The organism is Streptococcus sp. IsoGale021, assembly GCF_031142795.1.
GTDB classification, from domain to species: domain Bacteria; phylum Bacillota; class Bacilli; order Lactobacillales; family Streptococcaceae; genus Streptococcus; species Streptococcus hominis.
This window is the reverse complement of sequence record NZ_JAKZJH010000001.1, coordinates 199,366-218,786: the sequence shown is the minus strand read 5'-3', so window position 1 is coordinate 218,786 and position 19,421 is coordinate 199,366. Positions and strand designations below refer to the sequence as shown.

Annotated in this window: 22 protein-coding genes and 1 pseudogene; 6 read left to right on the top strand and 17 right to left on the bottom strand. The window is 38.6% G+C overall.

Annotated elements, in window-relative coordinates:
- Positions 1-42: 42 nt before the first annotated feature.
- A complete protein-coding gene (locus tag RG565_RS01185; protein WP_247936886.1) occupies positions 43-1,302 on the bottom strand; it encodes an extracellular solute-binding protein in 1,260 nt (419 codons plus the stop codon).
- A 328-nt stretch (positions 1,303-1,630) separates the two neighbouring features.
- Here RG565_RS01185 and malQ point away from each other — a divergent pair, with 328 nt between their 5' ends.
- The 4 genes from malQ to nrdI all read left to right on the top strand — a co-directional run bounded on the left by malQ (position 1,631) and on the right by nrdI (position 6,638).
- A complete protein-coding gene (gene malQ, locus RG565_RS01180) occupies positions 1,631-3,154 on the top strand; it encodes a 4-alpha-glucanotransferase (RefSeq protein ID WP_247936885.1) in 1,524 nt (507 codons plus the stop codon).
- A 25-nt stretch (positions 3,155-3,179) separates the two neighbouring features.
- On the top strand, positions 3,180-5,438 hold the full coding sequence (glgP, locus tag RG565_RS01175; protein WP_247936884.1) for a glycogen/starch/alpha-glucan family phosphorylase: 2,259 nt from the start codon (positions 3,180-3,182) through the stop codon (positions 5,436-5,438).
- A gap of 159 nt (positions 5,439-5,597) precedes the next feature.
- Complete coding sequence (locus RG565_RS01170) at positions 5,598-6,107, top strand: hypothetical protein (RefSeq protein ID WP_049533407.1); 510 nt, start codon at positions 5,598-5,600, stop codon at positions 6,105-6,107.
- Positions 6,108-6,182: 75 nt separating this feature from the next.
- Positions 6,183-6,638 carry a class Ib ribonucleoside-diphosphate reductase assembly flavoprotein NrdI gene (nrdI, locus tag RG565_RS01165; protein WP_003027811.1) on the top strand — a complete coding sequence of 152 codons (456 nt, stop codon included), beginning with the start codon at positions 6,183-6,185 and terminating at the stop codon, positions 6,636-6,638.
- Between the two features lie 54 nt (positions 6,639-6,692).
- Here nrdI and argS read toward each other — a convergent pair whose 3' ends face one another.
- Positions 6,693-8,381, bottom strand: coding sequence for an arginine--tRNA ligase (gene argS / locus RG565_RS01160; protein WP_247936883.1), 1,689 nt, complete (start codon positions 8,379-8,381; stop codon positions 6,693-6,695).
- A 103-nt stretch (positions 8,382-8,484) separates the two neighbouring features.
- Here argS and argR point away from each other — a divergent pair, with 103 nt between their 5' ends.
- The gene (argR, locus tag RG565_RS01155) at positions 8,485-8,925 is read left to right on the top strand and encodes an arginine repressor (protein ID WP_003027809.1); all 441 of its coding nucleotides are present in this window, start codon (positions 8,485-8,487) and stop codon (positions 8,923-8,925) included.
- A gap of 372 nt (positions 8,926-9,297) precedes the next feature.
- Complete coding sequence (mutS, locus tag RG565_RS01150; RefSeq protein ID WP_247936882.1) at positions 9,298-11,859, top strand: DNA mismatch repair protein MutS; 2,562 nt, start codon at positions 9,298-9,300, stop codon at positions 11,857-11,859.
- 188 nt (positions 11,860-12,047) lie between these two features.
- Here mutS and RG565_RS01145 read toward each other — a convergent pair whose 3' ends face one another.
- The 15 genes and pseudogenes from RG565_RS01145 to RG565_RS01075 all read right to left on the bottom strand — a co-directional run bounded on the left by RG565_RS01145 (position 12,048) and on the right by RG565_RS01075 (position 19,405).
- Positions 12,048-12,506 carry a DUF3021 domain-containing protein gene (locus RG565_RS01145; protein WP_247905392.1) on the bottom strand — a complete coding sequence of 153 codons (459 nt, stop codon included), beginning with the start codon at positions 12,504-12,506 and terminating at the stop codon, positions 12,048-12,050.
- Positions 12,503-12,943: a LytTR family DNA-binding domain-containing protein gene (locus RG565_RS01140; protein ID WP_106083124.1), complete on the bottom strand. Its 441-nt coding sequence runs from the start codon at positions 12,941-12,943 to the stop codon at positions 12,503-12,505. Before RG565_RS01140 ends, RG565_RS01145 begins: the two co-directional genes overlap by 4 nt.
- A 555-nt stretch (positions 12,944-13,498) precedes the next feature.
- Positions 13,499-13,879, bottom strand: coding sequence for a type II toxin-antitoxin system HicB family antitoxin (locus RG565_RS01135; RefSeq protein WP_003038371.1), 381 nt, complete (start codon positions 13,877-13,879; stop codon positions 13,499-13,501).
- Between the two features lie 35 nt (positions 13,880-13,914).
- Positions 13,915-14,106: a type II toxin-antitoxin system HicA family toxin gene (locus RG565_RS01130; RefSeq protein ID WP_247936881.1), complete on the bottom strand. Its 192-nt coding sequence runs from the start codon at positions 14,104-14,106 to the stop codon at positions 13,915-13,917.
- 135 nt (positions 14,107-14,241) lie between these two features.
- Positions 14,242-14,355: pseudogene (locus RG565_RS01125) on the bottom strand (phage terminase small subunit P27 family); the annotation flags it as partial.
- A gap of 280 nt (positions 14,356-14,635) precedes the next feature.
- Entirely contained in the window at positions 14,636-15,076 is a 441-nt protein-coding gene (locus RG565_RS01120; RefSeq protein ID WP_049533414.1) for an ArpU family phage packaging/lysis transcriptional regulator, read from the bottom strand.
- A gap of 248 nt (positions 15,077-15,324) precedes the next feature.
- Positions 15,325-16,176, bottom strand: a complete 852-nt coding sequence (locus RG565_RS01115; protein WP_247936880.1) for an ATP-binding protein — start codon at positions 16,174-16,176, stop codon at positions 15,325-15,327.
- A 14-nt stretch (positions 16,177-16,190) separates the two neighbouring features.
- Entirely contained in the window at positions 16,191-16,985 is a 795-nt protein-coding gene (locus RG565_RS01110; protein ID WP_268732150.1) for a phage replisome organizer N-terminal domain-containing protein, read from the bottom strand.
- Positions 16,986-16,993: 8 nt separating this feature from the next.
- The gene (locus RG565_RS01105) at positions 16,994-17,263 is read right to left on the bottom strand and encodes a hypothetical protein (RefSeq protein ID WP_070670762.1); all 270 of its coding nucleotides are present in this window, start codon (positions 17,261-17,263) and stop codon (positions 16,994-16,996) included.
- A 1-nt stretch (position 17,264) separates the two neighbouring features.
- Positions 17,265-17,600 (bottom strand): DNA-binding protein, encoded by a 336-nt coding sequence (locus tag RG565_RS01100; protein WP_247936878.1) that lies wholly within the window; start codon positions 17,598-17,600, stop codon positions 17,265-17,267.
- Positions 17,597-17,833, bottom strand: coding sequence for a hypothetical protein (locus tag RG565_RS01095; protein WP_247936877.1), 237 nt, complete (start codon positions 17,831-17,833; stop codon positions 17,597-17,599). The genes RG565_RS01100 and RG565_RS01095 overlap by 4 nt, the downstream gene beginning before the upstream one ends.
- Entirely contained in the window at positions 17,823-17,999 is a 177-nt protein-coding gene (locus RG565_RS01090) for a hypothetical protein (protein ID WP_003027795.1), read from the bottom strand. Before RG565_RS01090 ends, RG565_RS01095 begins: the two co-directional genes overlap by 11 nt.
- On the bottom strand, positions 17,996-18,274 hold the full coding sequence (locus RG565_RS01085) for a hypothetical protein (RefSeq protein ID WP_003027794.1): 279 nt from the start codon (positions 18,272-18,274) through the stop codon (positions 17,996-17,998). The genes RG565_RS01090 and RG565_RS01085 overlap by 4 nt, the downstream gene beginning before the upstream one ends.
- A gap of 342 nt (positions 18,275-18,616) precedes the next feature.
- On the bottom strand, positions 18,617-18,784 hold the full coding sequence (locus RG565_RS01080; protein WP_003038324.1) for a hypothetical protein: 168 nt from the start codon (positions 18,782-18,784) through the stop codon (positions 18,617-18,619).
- Between the two features lie 3 nt (positions 18,785-18,787).
- Entirely contained in the window at positions 18,788-19,405 is a 618-nt protein-coding gene (locus RG565_RS01075) for a Rha family transcriptional regulator (protein ID WP_247936876.1), read from the bottom strand.
- Positions 19,406-19,421: the final 16 nt, after the last annotated feature.

Sequence of the window (19,421 nt, the reverse complement as noted above, 5' to 3'; positions counted from 1 at the left end):
GACTGGTGCTGCCAATCGAGTTCTATCCTACCTCAATCTGTTTTATTTTTTACCAAATTTTTGATTGATAGTATCTTTAATCAATTTAACGGCATCATTTACAGCGGTTTTAGTATCTTTTTTACCACTTACAGCATCAAAGAGCATACTTGCTGCTGGATCCCATACAGTACTCATTTCAGAGATATTTGGCATAGGTTGAGCAGATTGGAATTGTTTAATAACAGCTGAAGTCAATTCATCATTTTTTCCTTCAGCGTATTTACGAGCCTCTGTGTTTGCAGGTACTTCGTTTGTAGCATCATAGAAAGCTTTTTGTTGTTCAGTCGAAGTCAAGAAGTTAACAAACTTTTGAGCTGCTTTGGTATTTTTAGATCCTGCAGGGATGACCCAAGCTTTACCACCACCAAAGGTTTGATAGTTTTTACCATTTGGAAGTGTAGGAATAGTGGCAACACCATAGTTCACTTTAGCTTCTTTGAATGATGCGGCTTTCCAAGGGCCTTCAATGATAGCAGCTGTTTTACCTGATTGGAATTGAGTTTGAATTAAGTTTGCGGCACCTTTAGTATCTTGCATTCCTTTTGGCCATTTTGCATACCAAGTTTTAGCGTATTCAACACCTTTGATAGAACCGTCATTTGCAAGTCCAATGTCTTTAGGATCAGTACCGTTCTTACCAAAGACATATCCACCATTACCCGCTAACAGACCATAAGTGTAGTAGAAGTTTGTCCAGTCAGCAAGGAAACCAGTTGTTTTGCCATTTTCGCTAGCAAAAGCATATTTGCTGTCTTTTGCTAGTTCTTCTAATTCAGCAAATGTAGTTGGAGCTTTAGAAACAAGGTCTTTATTGTAGTACATTACTAATGTTTCGATAACAGCAGGTGCGCCATAAGTCTTACCTTTTGTAGTTACGAGTGCTTTTGTTGTGTCATCAGTCATTGAACCTTTGTCAAGTTTCACTTCTGAAAGTTGACCGTCCGAACCGAGACTACCTACGCGGTCATATGGAGACATCATAACGTCTGGAGCCTTGCCAGATTGGTTGTCAAGTGAAAGATTTTCGAGACCTTTAAGTTGGTCACCTGTCTTAATAGTAACTTTTGTACCAGTTTCTTTTTCAAAAGCAGCAGCAGCTTTCTTCATGTAGCCTTCGTATTGTTTTTCTACGTAGGTTGTAATGTTCTTGCCGTCGCTAGAAGAAGAATTACTTGTTTTACTTCCGCAAGCTACTAAAAGCAAGCTAGCCAACCCTACAGTTCCAAGAACTGCAGCACTTTTCAACATTTTACGTTTCATGATTTATTCCTCCTAAAGAATAAAATAATAAGATAACAATTTAAAATAGTTTACGCAAACGTTTTCTTAAACTATACTTAGTATACCACAAACAGAAAACGGTTGCAACACTTTTTTAAAAAATCTTGAAAATTTTATATTTTCCACTCCAAAAATCTTGATAAAATATAGAAAAAAATGATTCAATTGTCCAAAATATTTTAAAAATTTACAAAAAAACTAGAAAAATGGTTGCACACATGTCGGAATTAAGTTATAATCAAATCAACGCAAACGTTTTCGTTAAATGAATGCAAAATTTAACAGAAAAATTTATTGAGGTGATAAGATGAAAGAGCGTCAAAGTGGTGTTCTCATGCATATTTCTTCTCTTCCAGGAAAATACGGAATCGGCTCATTTGGGAAAAGTGCTTACGATTTTGTGGATTTCTTGGTAAGAACAAAGCAACGCTATTGGCAAATTTTGCCTTTGGGCACGACCAGTTATGGAGATTCTCCTTACCAATCATTCTCTGCATTTGCGGGGAATACACATTTTATTGATTTTGACCGACTGATTGAAGAGGGTCTACTTACTGAAAGTGAGCTTGACGGTTTAGACTTTGGACAAGATCCAAGAAAAGTAGATTATGCGAAAGTTTTCAACAATCGTAGACCGGTTTTAGAAAAAGCTGTGAAACGTTTCTTAGAACGCGGAGATTTAGCGGCTTATGAAAAATTTGTAGCAGATAATGCGTCTTGGCTTGAAGTATTTGTTGAATACATGGCGATTAAAGAGCATTTCGACTTGAAAGCTTGGACGGAATGGCCAGATGCAGCGGTACGTCGTCGTGAAGCGTCTAGCTTGGCAACTTATCGCGAAAAGCTAGCTGATCGATTGACCTATCATCGTGTTACGCAATATCTCTTCTTCAAACAATGGTTAGAATTGAAAAATTATGCTAACGAACATCATATTGAAATCGTTGGCGATATGCCAATCTATGTGGCAGCTGATAGTTGTGATGTGTGGGCACAACCTCATTTCTTTAAAACAGATGCACTAGGTCAACCAACATGTGTAGCAGGATGCCCGCCAGATGAATTTTCTGCAACCGGTCAGCTTTGGGGAAATCCAATTTATGACTGGAAAGCAATGGACGAGGACGGATACAGTTGGTGGATTGAACGGTTACGTGAAAGTTTCAAGATTTATGATGTAGTTCGCATTGACCACTTCCGTGGCTTTGAATCTTACTGGGAAATCCCTGCTGGCTCCGATACAGCCGCTCCTGGTAAATGGGTGAAAGGCCCTGATTACGCTTTGTTTAAAGCTGTGAAGGAAGAATTGGGTGAACTAAACATCATCGCCGAGGACTTGGGCTTTATGACCGACGAAGTAATTGCTTTACGTGAAAAAACTGGTTTCCCTGGTATGAAAGTCACTCAATTCGCCTTTAATCCAGACTCTGAAAGTATTGATAGTCCCCACCTTGCACCTAACAATTCTGTCATGTACACAGGGACACACGACAACAATACTGTTCTTGGTTGGTACCGTGATGAGATTGATGATGCTACACGTGAATACATGGCTCAATACACCAATCGTAAAGAATATGAAACAGTTCCTCATGCGATGTTACGAACCATCTTTGCTTCTGTCAGCTTTATGGCTATTGCGACCATGCAAGATTTACTAGAATTAGATGGTTCAGCTCGTATGAACTATCCTTCAAGCATTGGTGGCAATTGGTCATGGCGTATGACAGCAGAAGAATTGGATCCTGTGGTTGAAGCAGAGTTATACAGCTTGACGAAAACATATCGTCGTTTAAATAAAAAATTATTAAAGAAAGAGAATGAACTGTAACGTTCTTTTCTAGGTAGGAGAAAAAATGTCGAATTTACAAGAATTTATTCAACAAACTTATCAAAAGGAAATTGCTGAATGTAGCAATGAAGAATTGTATATTGCCCTTTTAAACTATACAAAATTGGCTAGTGCACAAAAGCCAGTTAATACTGGTAAAAAGAAATTATATTACATTTCAGCAGAATTTTTGATTGGAAAACTGTTGTCAAACAACCTCATTAATCTTGGCCTTTATGATGATGTCAAAAAAGAATTGGCAGATGCTGGTAAAGACTTGATTGAAGTGGAAGAAGTAGAATTAGAACCTTCACTTGGTAATGGTGGTTTAGGACGTCTGGCTGCTTGTTTCCTTGATTCTATCGCAACACTTGGTTTGAATGGAGACGGTGTAGGTCTGAACTATCACTTTGGTCTTTTCCAACAAGTTTTGAAAAATAATGAGCAAACAACAGTACCAAACTTCTGGTTGACAGAGCAAAATTGGTTAGTAAAATCAAGCCGTAGCTATCAAGTACCATTTGCTGATTTCACTTTAACATCAACTCTTTACGATATTGATGTGCCTGGTTACAAAACAGCTACTAAAAACCGTCTTCGTCTGTTCGACCTTGACTCAGTAGATGCAAGTATCATTGAAGATGGGATTGACTTTGATAAGACAGATATTGCTCGTAATTTGACTCTATTCCTTTATCCAGATGATAGTAATAAGCAAGGTGAATTGCTCCGTATCTTCCAACAATACTTTATGGTGTCAAATGGCGCACAATTGATTATTGATGAAGCGATTGAAAAAGGTAGCAATCTTCATGACTTGGCTGACTATGCTGTTATCCAAATCAACGATACACACCCATCTATGGTCATTCCAGAGATGATTCGTCTCTTGACAGAACGTGGCATTTCTCTTGATGAAGCAATCAATATCGTTAAGAATATGACGGCTTATACAAACCACACAATTCTTGCTGAAGCGCTTGAAAAATGGCCACTTGAATTCTTGGAAGAAGTTGTTCCACACTTGGTTCCAATCATCAAAGAATTGGATAAGCGCGTGAAGGCTGAATACGTAGATCCAGCTGTTCAAATCATTGATGAACACGATCGTGTGCACATGGCTCACATGGATATTCACTATGGATATAGTGTCAATGGGGTTGCTGCTCTTCATACAGAAATCTTGAAAAACTCAGAACTCAAAGCCTTTTACGATATTTATCCAGAAAAATTCAACAATAAAACAAACGGAATCACCTTCCGTCGCTGGCTCATGCATGCAAATCCACGCTTGTCAAATTACATTGATAGCTTGATTGGTCGCGATTGGCACCATGATGCTTCAAAATTAGAAGACTTACTTGAATTTTCTGGTAAGGCTGATGTGAAAGCTGAACTTGAAAAAATCAAAGCTCACAACAAACGGAAATTAGCTCGTCACTTGAAAGAGCACCAAGGTGTTGAAATCAATCCTGAATCAATCTTTGATATCCAAATCAAACGTCTTCACGAGTATAAACGCCAACAAATGAATGCTCTTTATGTCATTCACAAATACTTGGATATCAAGGCTGGAAACATTCCTGCGCGTCCAATTACAGTCTTCTTTGGTGGGAAAGCTGCTCCAGCATACACGATTGCGCAAGATATTATTCATTTAATCCTTTGCTTGTCAGAAGTAATTGCTAACGACCCAGAAGTTTCTCCGTACTTGCAAGTCGTTATGGTTGAAAACTATAATGTAACAGCAGCTAGCTTCTTAATTGCAGCCGGTGACATTTCTGAGCAAATTTCCCTTGCTTCTAAAGAAGCTTCAGGTACTGGTAACATGAAATTCATGCTAAATGGTGCTTTAACGCTTGGTACTTCAGACGGTGCGAATGTTGAAATTCATGAATTAGTCGGCGATGACAATATTTATATCTTCGGTGAAGATTCTGAAACAGTTATTGATTTGTATGCCCAAGAAGCTTATAAGTCAAGTGAATTCTATGCTCGTAAAGCAATCAAACCGCTGGTTGATTTCATTGTCAGCGATGCCGTTCTTGCAGTTGGTAAGAAAGAGCGCTTGGAACGACTTTACAATGAATTGATCAACAAAGACTGGTTCATGACGCTTCTTGACTTGGAAGATTATATCGAAACAAAAGAACGCATGTTTGCGGATTATGAAGACCGTGATGTTTGGCTTGAAAAAGTTCTTGTCAATATTGCAAAAGCAGGCTTCTTCTCTGCTGACCGTACGATTGCTCAATATAACGATGAAATTTGGCATTTGAACTAGTTCAATAGCGAATAGGCCCCTTGATTGGTAGTTGAGGGGCTTTTGTTTGAAAAAAATAAAGGACACTAGTGAAACTTTTGTTTATTTTTGTTGCCATTTTTGACTGCGTACGTTATAATAAATAAAACTGAAAACTTTTTCACAACGAGGAGGATTATTGTGAAAAAACGACCAATTTATCTATATGTTTTGCTGACACTATCAGCCATTCTATCATCTTTTACATTTGTAGGAACCTTTTTTGGCAGTGAAAAAATAACGAATACAAGTTCTTATAAAGGACTGTCTGAAACGGTTGTGAAGCAAATCGTGGAAGTAACTGAAAGAAGTCTTGTCTTTCTTCATAATATTCCGCATAAAATATTAGTTGTCCTTTCAATTTTATTGTTGATTGCTGCTATTGTGTTTATCGTCAAGAAAAACATTTTATACGCTAATTTTGCCTATATTGCTTATGTGTTATTAGGAATTATTGGGACAATTTACAATTATATCGGTGGTATGCCACTCAACAATCTTTATAAAGATCAAACGATGCGTGCCACAGCAATCTCATCGACAAGAGTTTTGACCATTATTTATTTTGCATTTAATATTCTTTTCCTTGTTATTGTCTTTTTCAAGATGAAACGGCAGCAACAAGACTTAGCAAAAGAAAAATTACAATAGTTGACAAAACATATCTATCAGCTTAAAATTTTAAGAGAATGATAGATGTGTTTTATTTTTAGAAAGTGAGAAAATATGAAGATTTCCTTAGTTTATATTAGCTTAAGTGGCAACACAGCGAGTTTTATCAAACGTTTGTCTGCTTTTTTGCAAGAGCGACATGAAAATGTTGAGATTGAGCAGGTGGATATAAAAGATATGGTGAAAGAGGAGCGACCATTTTACGCCATGTCTCAGCCCTTTGTAGCCTTTTTGCCAACCTACTTAGAAGGTGGGAATGGTTTGGATAATGGAGATGTGGAGATTCTTACCAATGATTTAGGTGACTTTATCGCTTTTGAAGAAAATTACAAACGCTGTTTTGGCATTGTTGGTAGTGGTAATCGTAATTTTAACAACCAATATTGTTTAACAGCTAAGCAATATGCAGAGCGATTTGACTTTCCAGTCTTGGACACATTTGAACTTCGTGGCTTGAATGAAGATGTCAAACGAATTGGTCTGAAAATTGAAGAATTATACGGAATGTAATAAAAAATCCTATCGTTGTAAATACCGATAGGATTTTTTGATAGGGTTAGGAAATTACATTTTTTCTGGAGCATCAACGCCGAGAAGACGAAGAGATTCTTTTAGAACAACAGCTGTTGCGTAGCTGAGAGCCAGACGGCTGTCACGTTCAGGGCTTTCGTCCAAGATACGAGTGTGTGCGTAGAATTTGTTAAATGCTTGTGCAAGACTGATCGCATATTTTGCAATGAGTGATGGGTCATAATTGTCAGCTGCACGTTTGACAACACGGGCAAAATCTTGTAGCAGTTTAATGATTTCCCAACTTTCAGCATCATCTAGGCTGTATGTTGCTTCAGCACTTGGCTTGAAGTCAGCTTTGCGAAGGATTGATTGGATACGTGCATAAGCGTATTGGATGTATGGACCTGTTTCTCCTTCAAAGGATACCATGGCTTCCAAATCAAAGTCGTAACCGTTGCGACGGTCTGTTTTTAAATCGTAGAATTTAACAGCTCCTACCCCGACAGCACGAGCAACGGCTTCTTTGTTTTCGAGGTCAGGATTTTTGGCTTCAATTTGTGATTTAGCACGACTGATAGCCTCTTGAAGAGTTGGTTCAAGAAGGATGATATTTCCTTTACGTGTAGACAATTTTTGGCGGTTCTTGGTTACCAATCCAAAGTCTACGTGAATCATATCATCGCTCCAGTCAAATCCCATTTTCTTCAAAACGGCTTTTAATTGTCTGAAGTGATTAGCTTGTTCTTGACCTACAGCATAAATGTTTTTAACGAAGTTGTAAGTGCGAGCACGGTACATAGCTGTCGCAATATCACGTGTAATGTAAAGTGTTGCTCCGTCAGATTTTTTAATCATAGCTGGCGGAAGGTTGACATCATCAAGATTGACGATGCTAGCTCCTTTAGACTCTTCCAACAATCCTTTTTCTTCAAGGATTTTGATGCCTTCGTCCATCTTGTCATTATAGAAGGCTTCACCAGCCAGACTATCGAATTCAACGCCAAGCAATTTGTAGATACGGTTAAATTCTTTCAGGCTTTCGTCGCGGAACCATTGCCATAATTCAGTAGCTTCAGGATCACCGTCTTCTAATTTTTTGAACCAGAGGCGACCTTCGTCATCAAGATCAGGATCTGTTTCGATTTCCGCATTGATACGAACGTACAGTTTCAGTAATTCATCAATTGGATTTGCTTCGACGGCTTCTTTGCTGCCCCATTTTTTATAGGCCACCATTAAAAGACCGAATTGTTTTCCCCAGTCACCTAAGTGATTGATTTTAATGGTGTTGTAACCCAATTTACGGAAAATATTAGAAAGAGCATCACCGATAACGGTGGAGCGCAAATGACCAACTGAAAATGGTTTTGCAATGTTTGGACTGGAGAGGTCAATGGTAATGTTTTCTCCATTTCCTTCACTTTGCTGGCCATAGTTGTTTCCTTCTTTTACAATTTCTTTGATAACTTGAGCTGAAATTTTTGATTTATCAAGGAAGAAATTAACATAAGGACCAGTTGCCACTACTTTTTCAAAGTTTGTTGAGTCAATTTTTTCTGCAATATCTGCTGCAATCGCTTGAGGCGCTTTTCGTTCTATTTTCGCTAAAGAAAAAGCAGGAAAAGCAATATCACCTAAATCTGAGCTTTTGGGTTTTTCTAGTAAATTTAAAATAGAGTCTTGGTCTAAGCTGTCAATGACCTTAGCCAGTTCACTTGCAATCAATTGTTTATTATCCATGGTTTCTCCTTTGGTCTTTTACTAGTATTTTAACATATTTTTTGACGAATCTTCAATTTTTTTGGTATAATTTTGAGTATAAATATACATTATTGAGGATAAAATGAAAAAGAGTGAACGTCATAAACTAATTAAGCGAATGATTAAGGAAGAAAAACTGAGTACACAAAAAGATATTCAGGATCGTTTAAAGGCACAAGGCATCATTGTAACACAGACAACCCTCTCTCGGGACTTACGTGAAATTGGATTGACGAAAGCTAAGAAAAACAATGAAGTTTATTATGTTTTAGCAGATGAAACAAATAAAATCGATTTGGTTGAGTTCTTGTCTTATCATGTAGAGGGTGTTTCTCGGGCGGAATTTTCCTTGGTTCTTCATACTCGCTTAGGAGATGCTTCTATTCTGGCTAACTTTGTGGATGCCAATAAAGGTGAGCTGATTTTAGGAACGGTAGCAGGGGCTAACACGCTCTTAGTTATCTGTCGTGATACAGCAGCTGCAAAACAAATGGAAGAGCAGCTCCTTGAGAAAATGGATTAAGAGAATGAATGATGAGGCTGGGACAAAGAGCTCAGCTTCCTTTGTTTATGTAGTCAACAAGACGCAGTAGCTGATTGCTCAAAGCAATGCTTTGAGGTGGTGGATAGAACTTGCGAAACACGTCTCAAAGCTGTTGTTTTTCAGGCTCGGAAAAACACTTTTGACAAAAACTTTGTTTTCTTTATCCACCACCTCAACAGTCTTTCAGACTGTTGAGCAAGCCTTGCGGGGTGAGATGACGAACTGAAAATTTTCAAGATGAGTCCTGTCCCACTCCCATCTATGCGGATGTGGGACGACGAAATCAAGTTTCTACGAAACTATTGTTTTCTATCCCACTCTTATCACTATTAACCAACAGAAAGGATGAGAATGACAAAAGAAAAACTATCTCCAGGAATGCAACAGTATTTAGATATAAAAAAAGATTATCCAGATGCTTTTTTGTTGTTTCGCATGGGAGATTTTTATGAATTATTCTATGATGATGCGACCAATGCGGCACAGATTTTAGAGATTGCTCTGACTAGCCGCAATAAAAACTCGGAAAATCCAATCCCAATGGCAGGAGTTCCTTATCATTCGGTGCAGCAATACATTGATGTCTTAATTGAAGCAGGCTATAAAGTTGCGATTGCAGAGCAAATGGAAGATCCTAAAAAAGCGGTTGGAGTAGTCAAACGCGAAGTAGTACAGGTGATTACGCCGGGGACAGTAGTTGATTCTTCAAAACCAGATAGTCAGAACAACTTTTTAGTGGCTTTGGATAAGCTGGCAGGTATATATGGGCTGGCTTATATGGATGTGGGAACAGGTGAATTTCAAGTCACAACTCTCAGTGATTTTAACATGGTCTGTGGAGAAATCCGAAACCTGCGAGCGCGTGAAGTAGTCATAGGGTATGAATTGCCTAAAATGGAGCGTCAAGTATTGGAGACTCAAATGAATCTCCTTTTATCGCAAGTAGAAACTACATTTGATGATGTTCAGCTGCTAGGAAAGGACTTGTCGCCGCTAGAGCACCAAGTAGCTGGAAAGTTATTAGAGTATGTTCATAAAACGCAGCTACGTGAGCTTAGTCATTTGAAACAAGTTCATCATTATGAAATCAAAGATTTCTTGCAGATGGACTACTCAACTATGGCAAGTCTGGATTTGACAGAGAATGCTCGGACAGGAAAGAAGCACGGTAGCCTTTATTGGTTGATGGATGAGACCAAGACAGCTATGGGAACGCGATTGTTGAGAGCGTGGATTCAACGTCCGTTGATTGATAAAGAGCGAATCGTCAAGCGGCAGGATGTAGTGCAAGTCTTTTTAGATCATTTCTTTGAGCGCAGTGACTTATCAGACAGTCTCAAAGGAGTGTATGATATTGAGCGTTTAGCCAGTCGGGTTTCGTTTGGCAAGACCAATCCGAAAGATTTATTACAACTTGCTGCGACATTGAGTCATGTACCACAAATTAAGGGAATTTTAAAAGGAATTGACAGCCCAGTTTTGGAAGATTTGATTGCCAAATTGGATGAAATTCCTGAATTGGCGGCCTTGATTCAGTCAGCAATTTCGTCGGATGCTCCAAATGTCATTACAGAGGGTAATATTATTAAAACAGGTTTTGATGAAACTTTGGACAAGTATCGAGTGGTCATGCGAGATGGAACGAGTTGGATTGCAGATATTGAGGCGAAAGAAAGAGAAACTAGTGGAATTAACAACCTGAAGATTGATTACAATAAAAAAGATGGTTATTATTTCCATGTCACCAATTCCCAGCTTGAACACGTTCCCAGTCATTTTTTCCGCAAGGCAACTTTGAAAAATTCGGAGCGTTTTGGTACGGAAGAACTGGCTCGTATTGAAGGCGAGATGTTGGAAGCGCGTGAAAAATCAGCTAATTTGGAATACGAGATTTTTATGCGCATTCGTGAGGAAGCTGGTAAATATATCAAACGCCTGCAATTCTTGGCGCAAACTCTGGCAACAGTTGATGTGCTGCAAAGCTTTGCAACTGTAGCTGAAAAGCAACACTTTGTGAGACCAGAATTTATTGAGCAGCGCTCTATCCAAATTGATAAAGGGCGGCATGCGGTTGTAGAAAAAGTTATGGGTGCACAAACCTATATTCCTAACAGCATTTCAATGGACGAGAATGTTAATGTTCAGCTAATTACAGGTCCAAATATGAGTGGGAAGTCAACTTATATGCGGCAGTTAGCAATCATTGTGATTATGGCTCAAATGGGCTCTTATGTTTCAGCTGAAAGCGCTCAATTGCCGATTTTTGATGCAATTTTTACTCGAATTGGTGCAGCGGATGACTTGGTTTCTGGACAATCAACCTTTATGGTTGAAATGATGGAAGCGAATCATGCTATTTCTCAAGCAACAGAAAATTCACTCATTCTTTTCGATGAGTTAGGAAGAGGAACAGCGACCTATGATGGTATGGCGCTTGCTCAGGCGATTATTGAGTATATTCACAATCGGACAGGCTCCAAGACACTTTTTGCGACTCACTATCACGAGTTGACAGAACTGTCAACTAGCTTGACACAACTAGAAAATGTCCATGTAGCAACCCTAGAAAAAGATGGTCAAGTAACATTTCTTCATAAGATTGAAGTTGGACCTGCTGATAAATCTTATGGGATTCATGTAGCAAAAATTGCAGGTTTGCCAAATGATTTGTTGACAAGAGCGGATCAAATATTGACACGATTAGAAAGCCAAGCAAATGAGAAGTCATCTCTTGGCATCTCTAATACATTGCCTGCGGATGCTCGTGAAAAAAATCAAGTGGCTGAGCAGATGTCTTTATTTCCAGAAATAACCGAATCACCTATTTTAGACGAGTTACGTCAGTTGGACATCTATAACATGACTCCAATGGAAGTGATGTTGGCTGTGGCAGAGATGAAGAAGAAACTTTAAAATGTTGAAGCTATAGTGGGTGTGGCTGGCTAACAGCCTACTTTGCTGAAATGTCATACCAGAATTGCAGCTAGGGTCTAATCTTCAAACCACAACAATTTAGTAAGCTATGATTGTTTTCTATCAATCTGCATTTTTAGTTGGGCTCAAATAACCGCCGTGAGTTTTTTCACAGCGGTTATTTCTTGCTATTTGCATTGTTCCTTTAAGTGATGATTGATTTTCTCAATTTTCTTTTTAGTCAGATAAGACAGGATTGCCCAAAGGATAAGATAAACAACAGTAAATTCCAAAATCAACTGTAAGATGAAAATGGGTTCACTTGGAAACCAGCCAGCTAATAGAGCTAGAGGGATAAACCCTAAAATCATAAGTCCATAGTGGTAGATTGTTGCTTTGAGAATGCTCCAATCTTTTTTGAAAAGCTCTTTTCCTAAGCTAAAGAGCAAGCCGATTAGACTCCATATTACTGCGCAATAAAGAACGACTAAGGCGCCGTGAATATGATGCTGTTCCATCCAAAGACCAACTGCTGAATAAGGGTTGAGCGGATGATAGACAGGTGCAAAAAAGTAAGAAAAGATGACGGATAGGAGGAGTCCGATAACAATGCCTCCTAGAGCATCTCTGAATAATGTTTTTTTCATAGTTGTAATTTCTCCTTTATAGCTTTGAGATAACGGCGAGATGAATACGTTATCAGACCGTTTTTCATTGCAATCTGAATCAGACCGCTGCCAGTCAATTTCAGATGATCAATCTGTTTGATATTGATGATTTCAGATTGGGAAATCTGTAGAAAATCAGTGGGAAGCAATTCCAAAACTTGATAAAGCGGAAGCCCTAAGAGATAATTGCCTGTCGCTGTTTCAGCCCAAACTTGCCGATTTTCAGTATAGACACGTTGTATTTCTGTGCTATTTAGTAGGTAAATTTCCTCCTCTTTTTTGGCTCGAATGGTTTTATTTTTACCGATATGTTGAGCAAATGTCAGCAGTTGTTGAACGGAATCCGACAAAACAGGCGCTTCAATAATGATCTTTTCTTCTGAAAATTTTTCATCAATATGTAATTGAACTTTCATAAACACCCCTTCTTTCCCAATGATGTTGTATCTTTCTTACTGCTGACTTTCATTGCAAGGGAGATCCATTATTTCCTTCCCTTCCTAAATCTATTAAACATTATTTCGGCTAGGAAAACAAGGACTTTTACCTAAGTGGTTGCTTTGCTTGTCTATTTGGTTCTTTCTAGTAAACGATGTGTGTTCCCCTCACACCGGACTTCTGATAGAAAAACAGCTTTATGTTATAATGATAGCTAGAATACTTACGGAGAAAACTATGTCAAAAATTATAGACTAGGAAATAGATAGTTTTACAACTCATTGACAGCTCTTAACCGTTGATATTACTGGGTTTTATCAATGTTATGTAGTATTATAAGTTGTTAGAAAATCCTTAAAAGTCCACAAAAAGGTGAACAAAAAAGACCTTTACAGGTCATTTACAATATGAGTTCAGCAGGCAAGAACTAGCGTAGTGGATAGCTACGCTTTTTAGTTGCTTGTAGCCTTGCTGATAAGATTATTATACCATGTCATCACACGCATTTCTGTTGCTGCGCATGCTGACTGTGTCTAGGCTTGTAACTTTGTTTCTAGGGCTTGAGTTAGCACCTCAGAATAATTTACTTTTTCACGATCCGCTAATCTTACTAGCCATTCAGGGACAGTCACATTCTTTCTAACGGCTTTATTGTTGCGAATAAACGGGGTAGGGTCTGCTTGTATCATGCTAACAAAGCCGTCTTTAACGGTTAAAGCCATGATGTCGCTAGGCTTTGGCATATCTAATCCTTCGTCTATGTAAGCAGCTAAAACACTCTCAAGCATTTCACGGGCATTTTTCAAGGCTTCTTCAACATTTGCCCCTTGTGTGCCTCCTCCAAACTCTGGAAATTCTACCCAATAAGAACCGTCTTCCTCTTTATGAAAAATTGCTGGATATGATTTTAACATAGTCTGTTACCTCCAAAAATGAAAGATAAGGGGGATTATTTCAGCCCCAAATCTTTCAGGATTTTGCTTTCTAGCCCTCTTCCTAAATCCTTGTTTCCATGGATTGGGATAGTCACTATATAATCAAAATCTTCATGTTTGAAATGGTGATGGCTGCCGTTCTGTCGGATTTCTACCCAACCGTTTTTCTCGGCTAGCTTTACCATTTCTTTTCCTGTAAGTGGCATAGTGCACGTTACCTCCTTACATTTTCTATTATACACATTATGCGCGTTAAAAACAAGTGGAAAGAAAAAGTTTTTTAACTGATAGCATATATAAAATACTGCAGTTTAGCATTTGGCTATAGATTGATAATAAGGTTCTAAAAACGGAACGATTTTGCGCCAAGTCTCCCTCGCGACTACTCCCAAATAGTTCGGCGGGTTGCTGGGTAAACGCCCTTTATTTTGCCGATAATAAGGATTTTTAACCAAGTGACCTCCCTCCAATTCTGCCTCCCCATGACACCCCTTAAAAATCTGAAAAATTGGCGTGCGATGTAAGACGACATCTTGTCGCGGCTCTCTTGCTCTCGCAAGGGTGCGGGGGGTGTTTTAAAATTGATTTTTTCTTTTCCTCTTGCATTCAAAAATTTCAAAAAGGGAATTTTTTGCACAGAAGAGGGCAGCGTCCTTTTATTCCAAATAACCTCTATCCCGTTCAAAAAAATAGGGGGCAAATAGCCCCTGTATCTTGGTTTGTATAAATACTGTTTCAACCCGTTACGTAAGGTTTAAAGACAAGCAATTCACCGGCTTTATACCATTCCGCAAACTCTAATAATGCCTTGCTTTGTTCTCTGTAAAATTCCGATTCAGACAAGTCTAATTCCATGTATATACAGATATTGCTACACTGTCTTGCTTTGCAAAATCTTCTAATCAATATTTCTTTGTACATATCACTAGAGAGCAAACTAATAGCCTTGTCTATCTCTGCTTTCTCTCTTTCTGCGTCTAGCCTTTTTACTACAAAGGTTTCAAGTCCTTTGCTTGGCTGATTGTTCTTGCTACGTGGTTGGTCTGAAAAAGCACTGGCGCTCCGCAAAGTGTATTCACTCCCAGCAATTCGACACAAACGGCGATAAGTCTGTAAAATCTTTTTAGCCTTGGCTTGAGTTGCTTTTTCGTCAATCTCTCTAAACAATTCCAGCATGTTTTATCTCTCCTATGATATAATAGAGTTATCGAATTTATACCAAAAGGAGCTAGCACAAGCTGGCTTTTTTTGCTATTTCCTGCGCGTGTTCTTTGGATTATCCATGACTCAAATAGTTATTTTCTCTTTGTTCGTTCTTTGTTCAATCACGCGCTATCTTGTTAGATCCTATATTCAATACCTTACCAAAAGCCCGCTTAATTTTCAAGTCTAGCTAAACAATAAAAGAGGCACGCGCCTCTTTGTTATTTCTTAATTTGTTTAGTCTTTAATTGTCGAATTGAATACCGCTTATCTTTGATACTATAAATCCTGAATGAATTCCCCTCTAAACCCTTGAGAATGCGGCTATAGTTACGTTCGTTATACACTGTTTTTAATTCATCACCGCTTAGATTGGTATTGATAATTGTATTCTCACGATTGTTAAGTATATCAAATAATAAATCCTGTTCCCAATCGTTCTTAGGTTTAATAACCGCATTCTTTGCCCCTAGATCATCAATGATAAGGTAGTCAGGCCTTTTCAAGAGTTCCACGGCATCAGATTTAGTAAAAGCTGCATTCTTGCCATAAGTCCAACCATCTTGAATTTTATTAACAATATCTGTAAAGGTTACAAACAGAACGCTTTTAGGCTCATTTTTAGCCTTACTGTCCTCGTTGATAGCTTTAGCCATAGCAACACTTAGATGACTTTTTCCAACGCCTGTAGAGCCTGTAATCAGCGTATTTCCATTCATACCCTCTAGGTACTTCTTTACCTGATTTTGAGCAAAGGCTAATAGTTGTTTCTCCTCTTGTGTCTCGACTATGAAATTGTCAAATGTTGCTGTTTTTAACTCATCAGGGATTACACTATCACGCATTAGGACATGATAGGTTTTTTGATAGACTTGTTGGTTTGTGGCTTCGTTAGCTAACTCTTGTTCTTCGCGCTGTATATTCTCTCTGACACATTCAGGGCAAAACTCTTGCAACTTACGTTCATCACTTCCCCTAATAGGTGTTGATATTTGCCAATAGTTCACGTTATGAATTGAGCAGACCTTATCAAGTATTTTTCTATTTTGATACTCTTTGAACTGTTCCTTCATGTTTTCACCTCCTCCTAAAACGGGACATCAGGGAAGTTGTCCTGTGTTGGTTGTGCTAATGGCTGTTTCTTAGCCTCGTAAGCTGCTTGATTTTGTTTGACTTGCTCGATAGTCTTTAATCCTTGACCTTGCCAACGTTCAAGTATTGAGCGCGTGTACCTAATAGACCTACCGTTGTTCAATATGGTTTGTTCAAGAGCATAAAGTAGCAAAGGCTGGCCGTGAGTAGCTAGTAAGTCTTCAGCCTCTGTCACCATTGTGCCACTAACAGACATTTCACCAAAAGCCTCTTTTAGTTTTTCAAAGATAATATTTTTACCAGCTTCACCAGCTTTTTCTTGCTCTAGCTGTTGCTCTATCTCTTTCTCTATCTCTGTCTTACACGTAGTTAACGTTGTAAGATTATCAGATAACATTGTAAGATTTTTATTTTTTTCTCGTTGTTCTCTGCGGTATTCCCGCATATAGGCGGCTTGGTTCGTTTCTTGTTGTACCATGGCTTTAGCTTGTGGCAGCTTTGCATTTTTATCCTCATCAATTTGAATTAAACCGCATTTTGTAAAATATGCCATAGTCATTTCAATATCATCTTCTGAAACATCTAGCTTTAAGGCTAATTCTGCTTTTAAACTATCAAAGTATCCCTCGTAGTAAAGAATGCAGTCACTATCAAGACTTTCAAGCATAAGTCTGATATATATAACTGTCATAGTGTAACCACCCGGTAAAGTTTTAAGTCTCTTGATAAAGATATTATCAAAAAACTTTTTATCAATTTTTAACCAAAAATAAACTTTTGTTTTTGCCATTGTTCCCCCTAATCTACTCCCAAAAATACCAGAATATCGCTTACTTTATAAAAGACTTTCCTAGTGTCTTCTAGTGGTGGGCGATATCGTTTTAAGCCTGCTTTTTCCCAACGTGCCAAGGTTTTGGATTTTATCCCTAGTTCCTCCTTAACCTGTTGGGCTGTCATTAGTCCAAGCTGTCTTGGCTTTGGCTGTGTATAAGACTGCAGAAAGTTAGAAAGCAAGGTTAGGGCTTCTGCCTTTAGTTGTGTTTCTGTATCTAAGCTAAATAATGCCATACTAACCGCCTTTCAAATATTTGTCTTGTTCGTCCAAGTTCGCATACATGAGGGCACTAATCCGCTTTTGCTCATCTTGTCGCTGCCTATCTAGTGCTCTGATACCTGCCAGACGTTCGCTGTCATTTGCTGGGATATAGTAACCGCCTGCTAGGTCACGGCTTCCACAAATAGCGATATGATACTTAATTACTAAACCGCGAATAATGCCTCGAACGGTTCGGATATCTAGCCCTGTGAGTTTAACAATCTCTTTGCCTGCGCGTGGTCTTTCTGCTCCCTGCGGAATAAGAGCAAGCACGCGCTTATAATTCTCTGGTAAAGTTGGAAGCTTCATTCAATCGCCTCTCTTTCTTTGCTGGCTAGGATAATCTGCCCTCTTTCCCACATATCGCAAAAATCCATTAAAGTTTCTAAAACTTGTTCTAGTTGGTTTCGTTCCTCAATACTGTAACAGTCAAATTTATCTTCTAGGGAAAAATCTAGCATAGTCTGATAGGCTTCTTCTAGCCAAATACCAAAGTTCTTAGCTCTTTCATTTGCAAGGTCAAAATCTTTTTTATCTGCCATGTTCTGCCTCCATAACCTCTAGCCATTTTTCAATTTTTCTTAGCTGCTTTTTAGTGATATAGCCCCTCCGCTTGTAAGCAATCGCCCAAGCATTAAACAGTTGAGTACAAATACCAGCGAGAAAGAAAAGTAGTAGCGTTAAAATTGCGCCTAGTAGTTCGCTCATTTGTTTAATGCCTCCAGTTCCTTGGGTTTGTCATTGTTTAATAGCAGAAAGGCAATTTTGTCTAGTCTTTGGCAAAGTTTTTCGTTTTGTGCATAAGCAGTCTCAATATATTTCTTAGCTATCCAGTTAAAGGTCGCTGTATCCACTTTTTGCGTTATCTCTAAGGCTTCTAGAGTTAAGTTATTCATTTCTAAGCTGTTCATGATGTCAGTTAGTTCGCTGCCTAAGTCGATTAGTTTTTCAGTGCTCAATAATACTGTTGTTGTTTTCGTCATGGTGTTTTACCTCGTTTAAATTTTCTTGTATTTATGCCCTTTTTAAGGGTTAGCGCCCTCCGTATGGTCAAAATGTCCTAGATATGGTATAATCTAGCTATAAATCTTTACTAAAACCCTTACGGCTTGCCTGCTGTATTGTTTTAGTATTTGTGTGAAAGGCTTCCTACTTGGTCGGTTGGTTAAGCCTTTTTGTTTTATTCTGTTTTTAAGCACTCTAATAGGCGTTTTGAGCGGTTGAAACGGTTAGGGATATAATTATATCCTTGAGACATTTCAAGTTGATTTTGGCTATATCTTATTGGCGAAAATCAGCTTAAAATCGATTCTAGCGCTTGCTGCTTATTCAGCTTTTGAGTTATCGTTGTCATTTAAAATATATTCAAGCCCTGTTTTGATAAAATAAAGGCTAGTTAGTGCTTGTTTTTTATCACCTTGTAAAATAGCATTGTCTGCAAGGTCAATCATAGCGTATAGATGAGCTTTTTCTTGTTCGTTTGATAGATACATTTTTTATCCTCCTTGTTGTGGTCTAAAGACCATGGATTTTATTTCCTGGTAGGTCATACCTAGCTTAATCATAGCAATAGCCATATCTTCTAAGTCTTGATATCTGGCTAGTTCGGTACTGGTTAGGCTAACAATGCCATTATAGCCACCACGCGCCGCCATCAGTTGTCGCTTATTCATGCCGCTAGCACCTTTCAGTAAAAGGTTGTTAAGAGTTGGGTGCGCGTGTTTTGGAGCTTGTTCCCAATGTTCAATCGCCTCATGCAGGCTTTTTCTTTTGGGCTGTTCTAAAGCACGTTGCAGCTTAAACTCTGCCACCTCGTCCCGCGTTTCAAAGAATGCTTTGACTAGGTTTGTTTTGAATTTGACTACTTGTGGTGTGTTATCTAAGTAGGTGATTAACAACGTGGCTTGTTGTTCGTTTAGATGATAGACCTTTTTAGGTCTTCCTTTTCCGTCTAATTTATGGATTTCAAATCCATAAAATCCAAACGCCTCAAATCGTTCCTTATGATTTCTTAATAGGCGCGTTACTGTGTGGTGCTGTACTCCAGCACATTCAGCGACTATCTCGCTTGTGGTGTATGGCTCTCTCTTGCCGTCCATGTAAACTAATTCCATGTGTGCCTGCCTCCTT

Excerpts from the sequence above, each read along its gene's own strand:
- RG565_RS01185 (WP_247936886.1), bottom strand. The coding sequence starts at position 1,302 with ATGAAACGTAAAATGTTGAAAAGTGCTGCAGTTCTTGGAACTGTAGGG.
- malQ (WP_247936885.1), top strand. The coding sequence starts at position 1,631 with ATGAAAGAGCGTCAAAGTGGTGTTCTCATGCATATTTCTTCTCTTCCA.
- glgP (WP_247936884.1), top strand. The coding sequence starts at position 3,180 with ATGTCGAATTTACAAGAATTTATTCAACAAACTTATCAAAAGGAAATT.
- nrdI (WP_003027811.1), top strand. The coding sequence starts at position 6,183 with ATGAAGATTTCCTTAGTTTATATTAGCTTAAGTGGCAACACAGCGAGT.
- argS (WP_247936883.1), bottom strand. The coding sequence starts at position 8,381 with ATGGATAATAAACAATTGATTGCAAGTGAACTGGCTAAGGTCATTGAC.
- argR (WP_003027809.1), top strand. The coding sequence starts at position 8,485 with ATGAAAAAGAGTGAACGTCATAAACTAATTAAGCGAATGATTAAGGAA.
- mutS (WP_247936882.1), top strand. The coding sequence starts at position 9,298 with ATGACAAAAGAAAAACTATCTCCAGGAATGCAACAGTATTTAGATATA.
- RG565_RS01145 (WP_247905392.1), bottom strand. The coding sequence starts at position 12,506 with ATGAAAAAAACATTATTCAGAGATGCTCTAGGAGGCATTGTTATCGGA.
- RG565_RS01140 (WP_106083124.1), bottom strand. The coding sequence starts at position 12,943 with ATGAAAGTTCAATTACATATTGATGAAAAATTTTCAGAAGAAAAGATC.
- RG565_RS01135 (WP_003038371.1), bottom strand. The coding sequence starts at position 13,879 with ATGTTAAAATCATATCCAGCAATTTTTCATAAAGAGGAAGACGGTTCT.
- RG565_RS01130 (WP_247936881.1), bottom strand. The coding sequence starts at position 14,106 with ATGCCACTTACAGGAAAAGAAATGGTAAAGCTAGCCGAGAAAAACGGT.
- RG565_RS01120 (WP_049533414.1), bottom strand. The coding sequence starts at position 15,076 with ATGCTGGAATTGTTTAGAGAGATTGACGAAAAAGCAACTCAAGCCAAG.
- RG565_RS01115 (WP_247936880.1), bottom strand. The coding sequence starts at position 16,176 with ATGAAGGAACAGTTCAAAGAGTATCAAAATAGAAAAATACTTGATAAG.
- RG565_RS01110 (WP_268732150.1), bottom strand. The coding sequence starts at position 16,985 with ATGGCAAAAACAAAAGTTTATTTTTGGTTAAAAATTGATAAAAAGTTT.
- RG565_RS01105 (WP_070670762.1), bottom strand. The coding sequence starts at position 17,263 with ATGGCATTATTTAGCTTAGATACAGAAACACAACTAAAGGCAGAAGCC.
- RG565_RS01100 (WP_247936878.1), bottom strand. The coding sequence starts at position 17,600 with ATGAAGCTTCCAACTTTACCAGAGAATTATAAGCGCGTGCTTGCTCTT.
- RG565_RS01095 (WP_247936877.1), bottom strand. The coding sequence starts at position 17,833 with ATGGCAGATAAAAAAGATTTTGACCTTGCAAATGAAAGAGCTAAGAAC.
- RG565_RS01090 (WP_003027795.1), bottom strand. The coding sequence starts at position 17,999 with ATGAGCGAACTACTAGGCGCAATTTTAACGCTACTACTTTTCTTTCTC.
- RG565_RS01085 (WP_003027794.1), bottom strand. The coding sequence starts at position 18,274 with ATGACGAAAACAACAACAGTATTATTGAGCACTGAAAAACTAATCGAC.
- RG565_RS01080 (WP_003038324.1), bottom strand. The coding sequence starts at position 18,784 with ATGTATCTATCAAACGAACAAGAAAAAGCTCATCTATACGCTATGATT.
- RG565_RS01075 (WP_247936876.1), bottom strand. The coding sequence starts at position 19,405 with ATGGAATTAGTTTACATGGACGGCAAGAGAGAGCCATACACCACAAGC.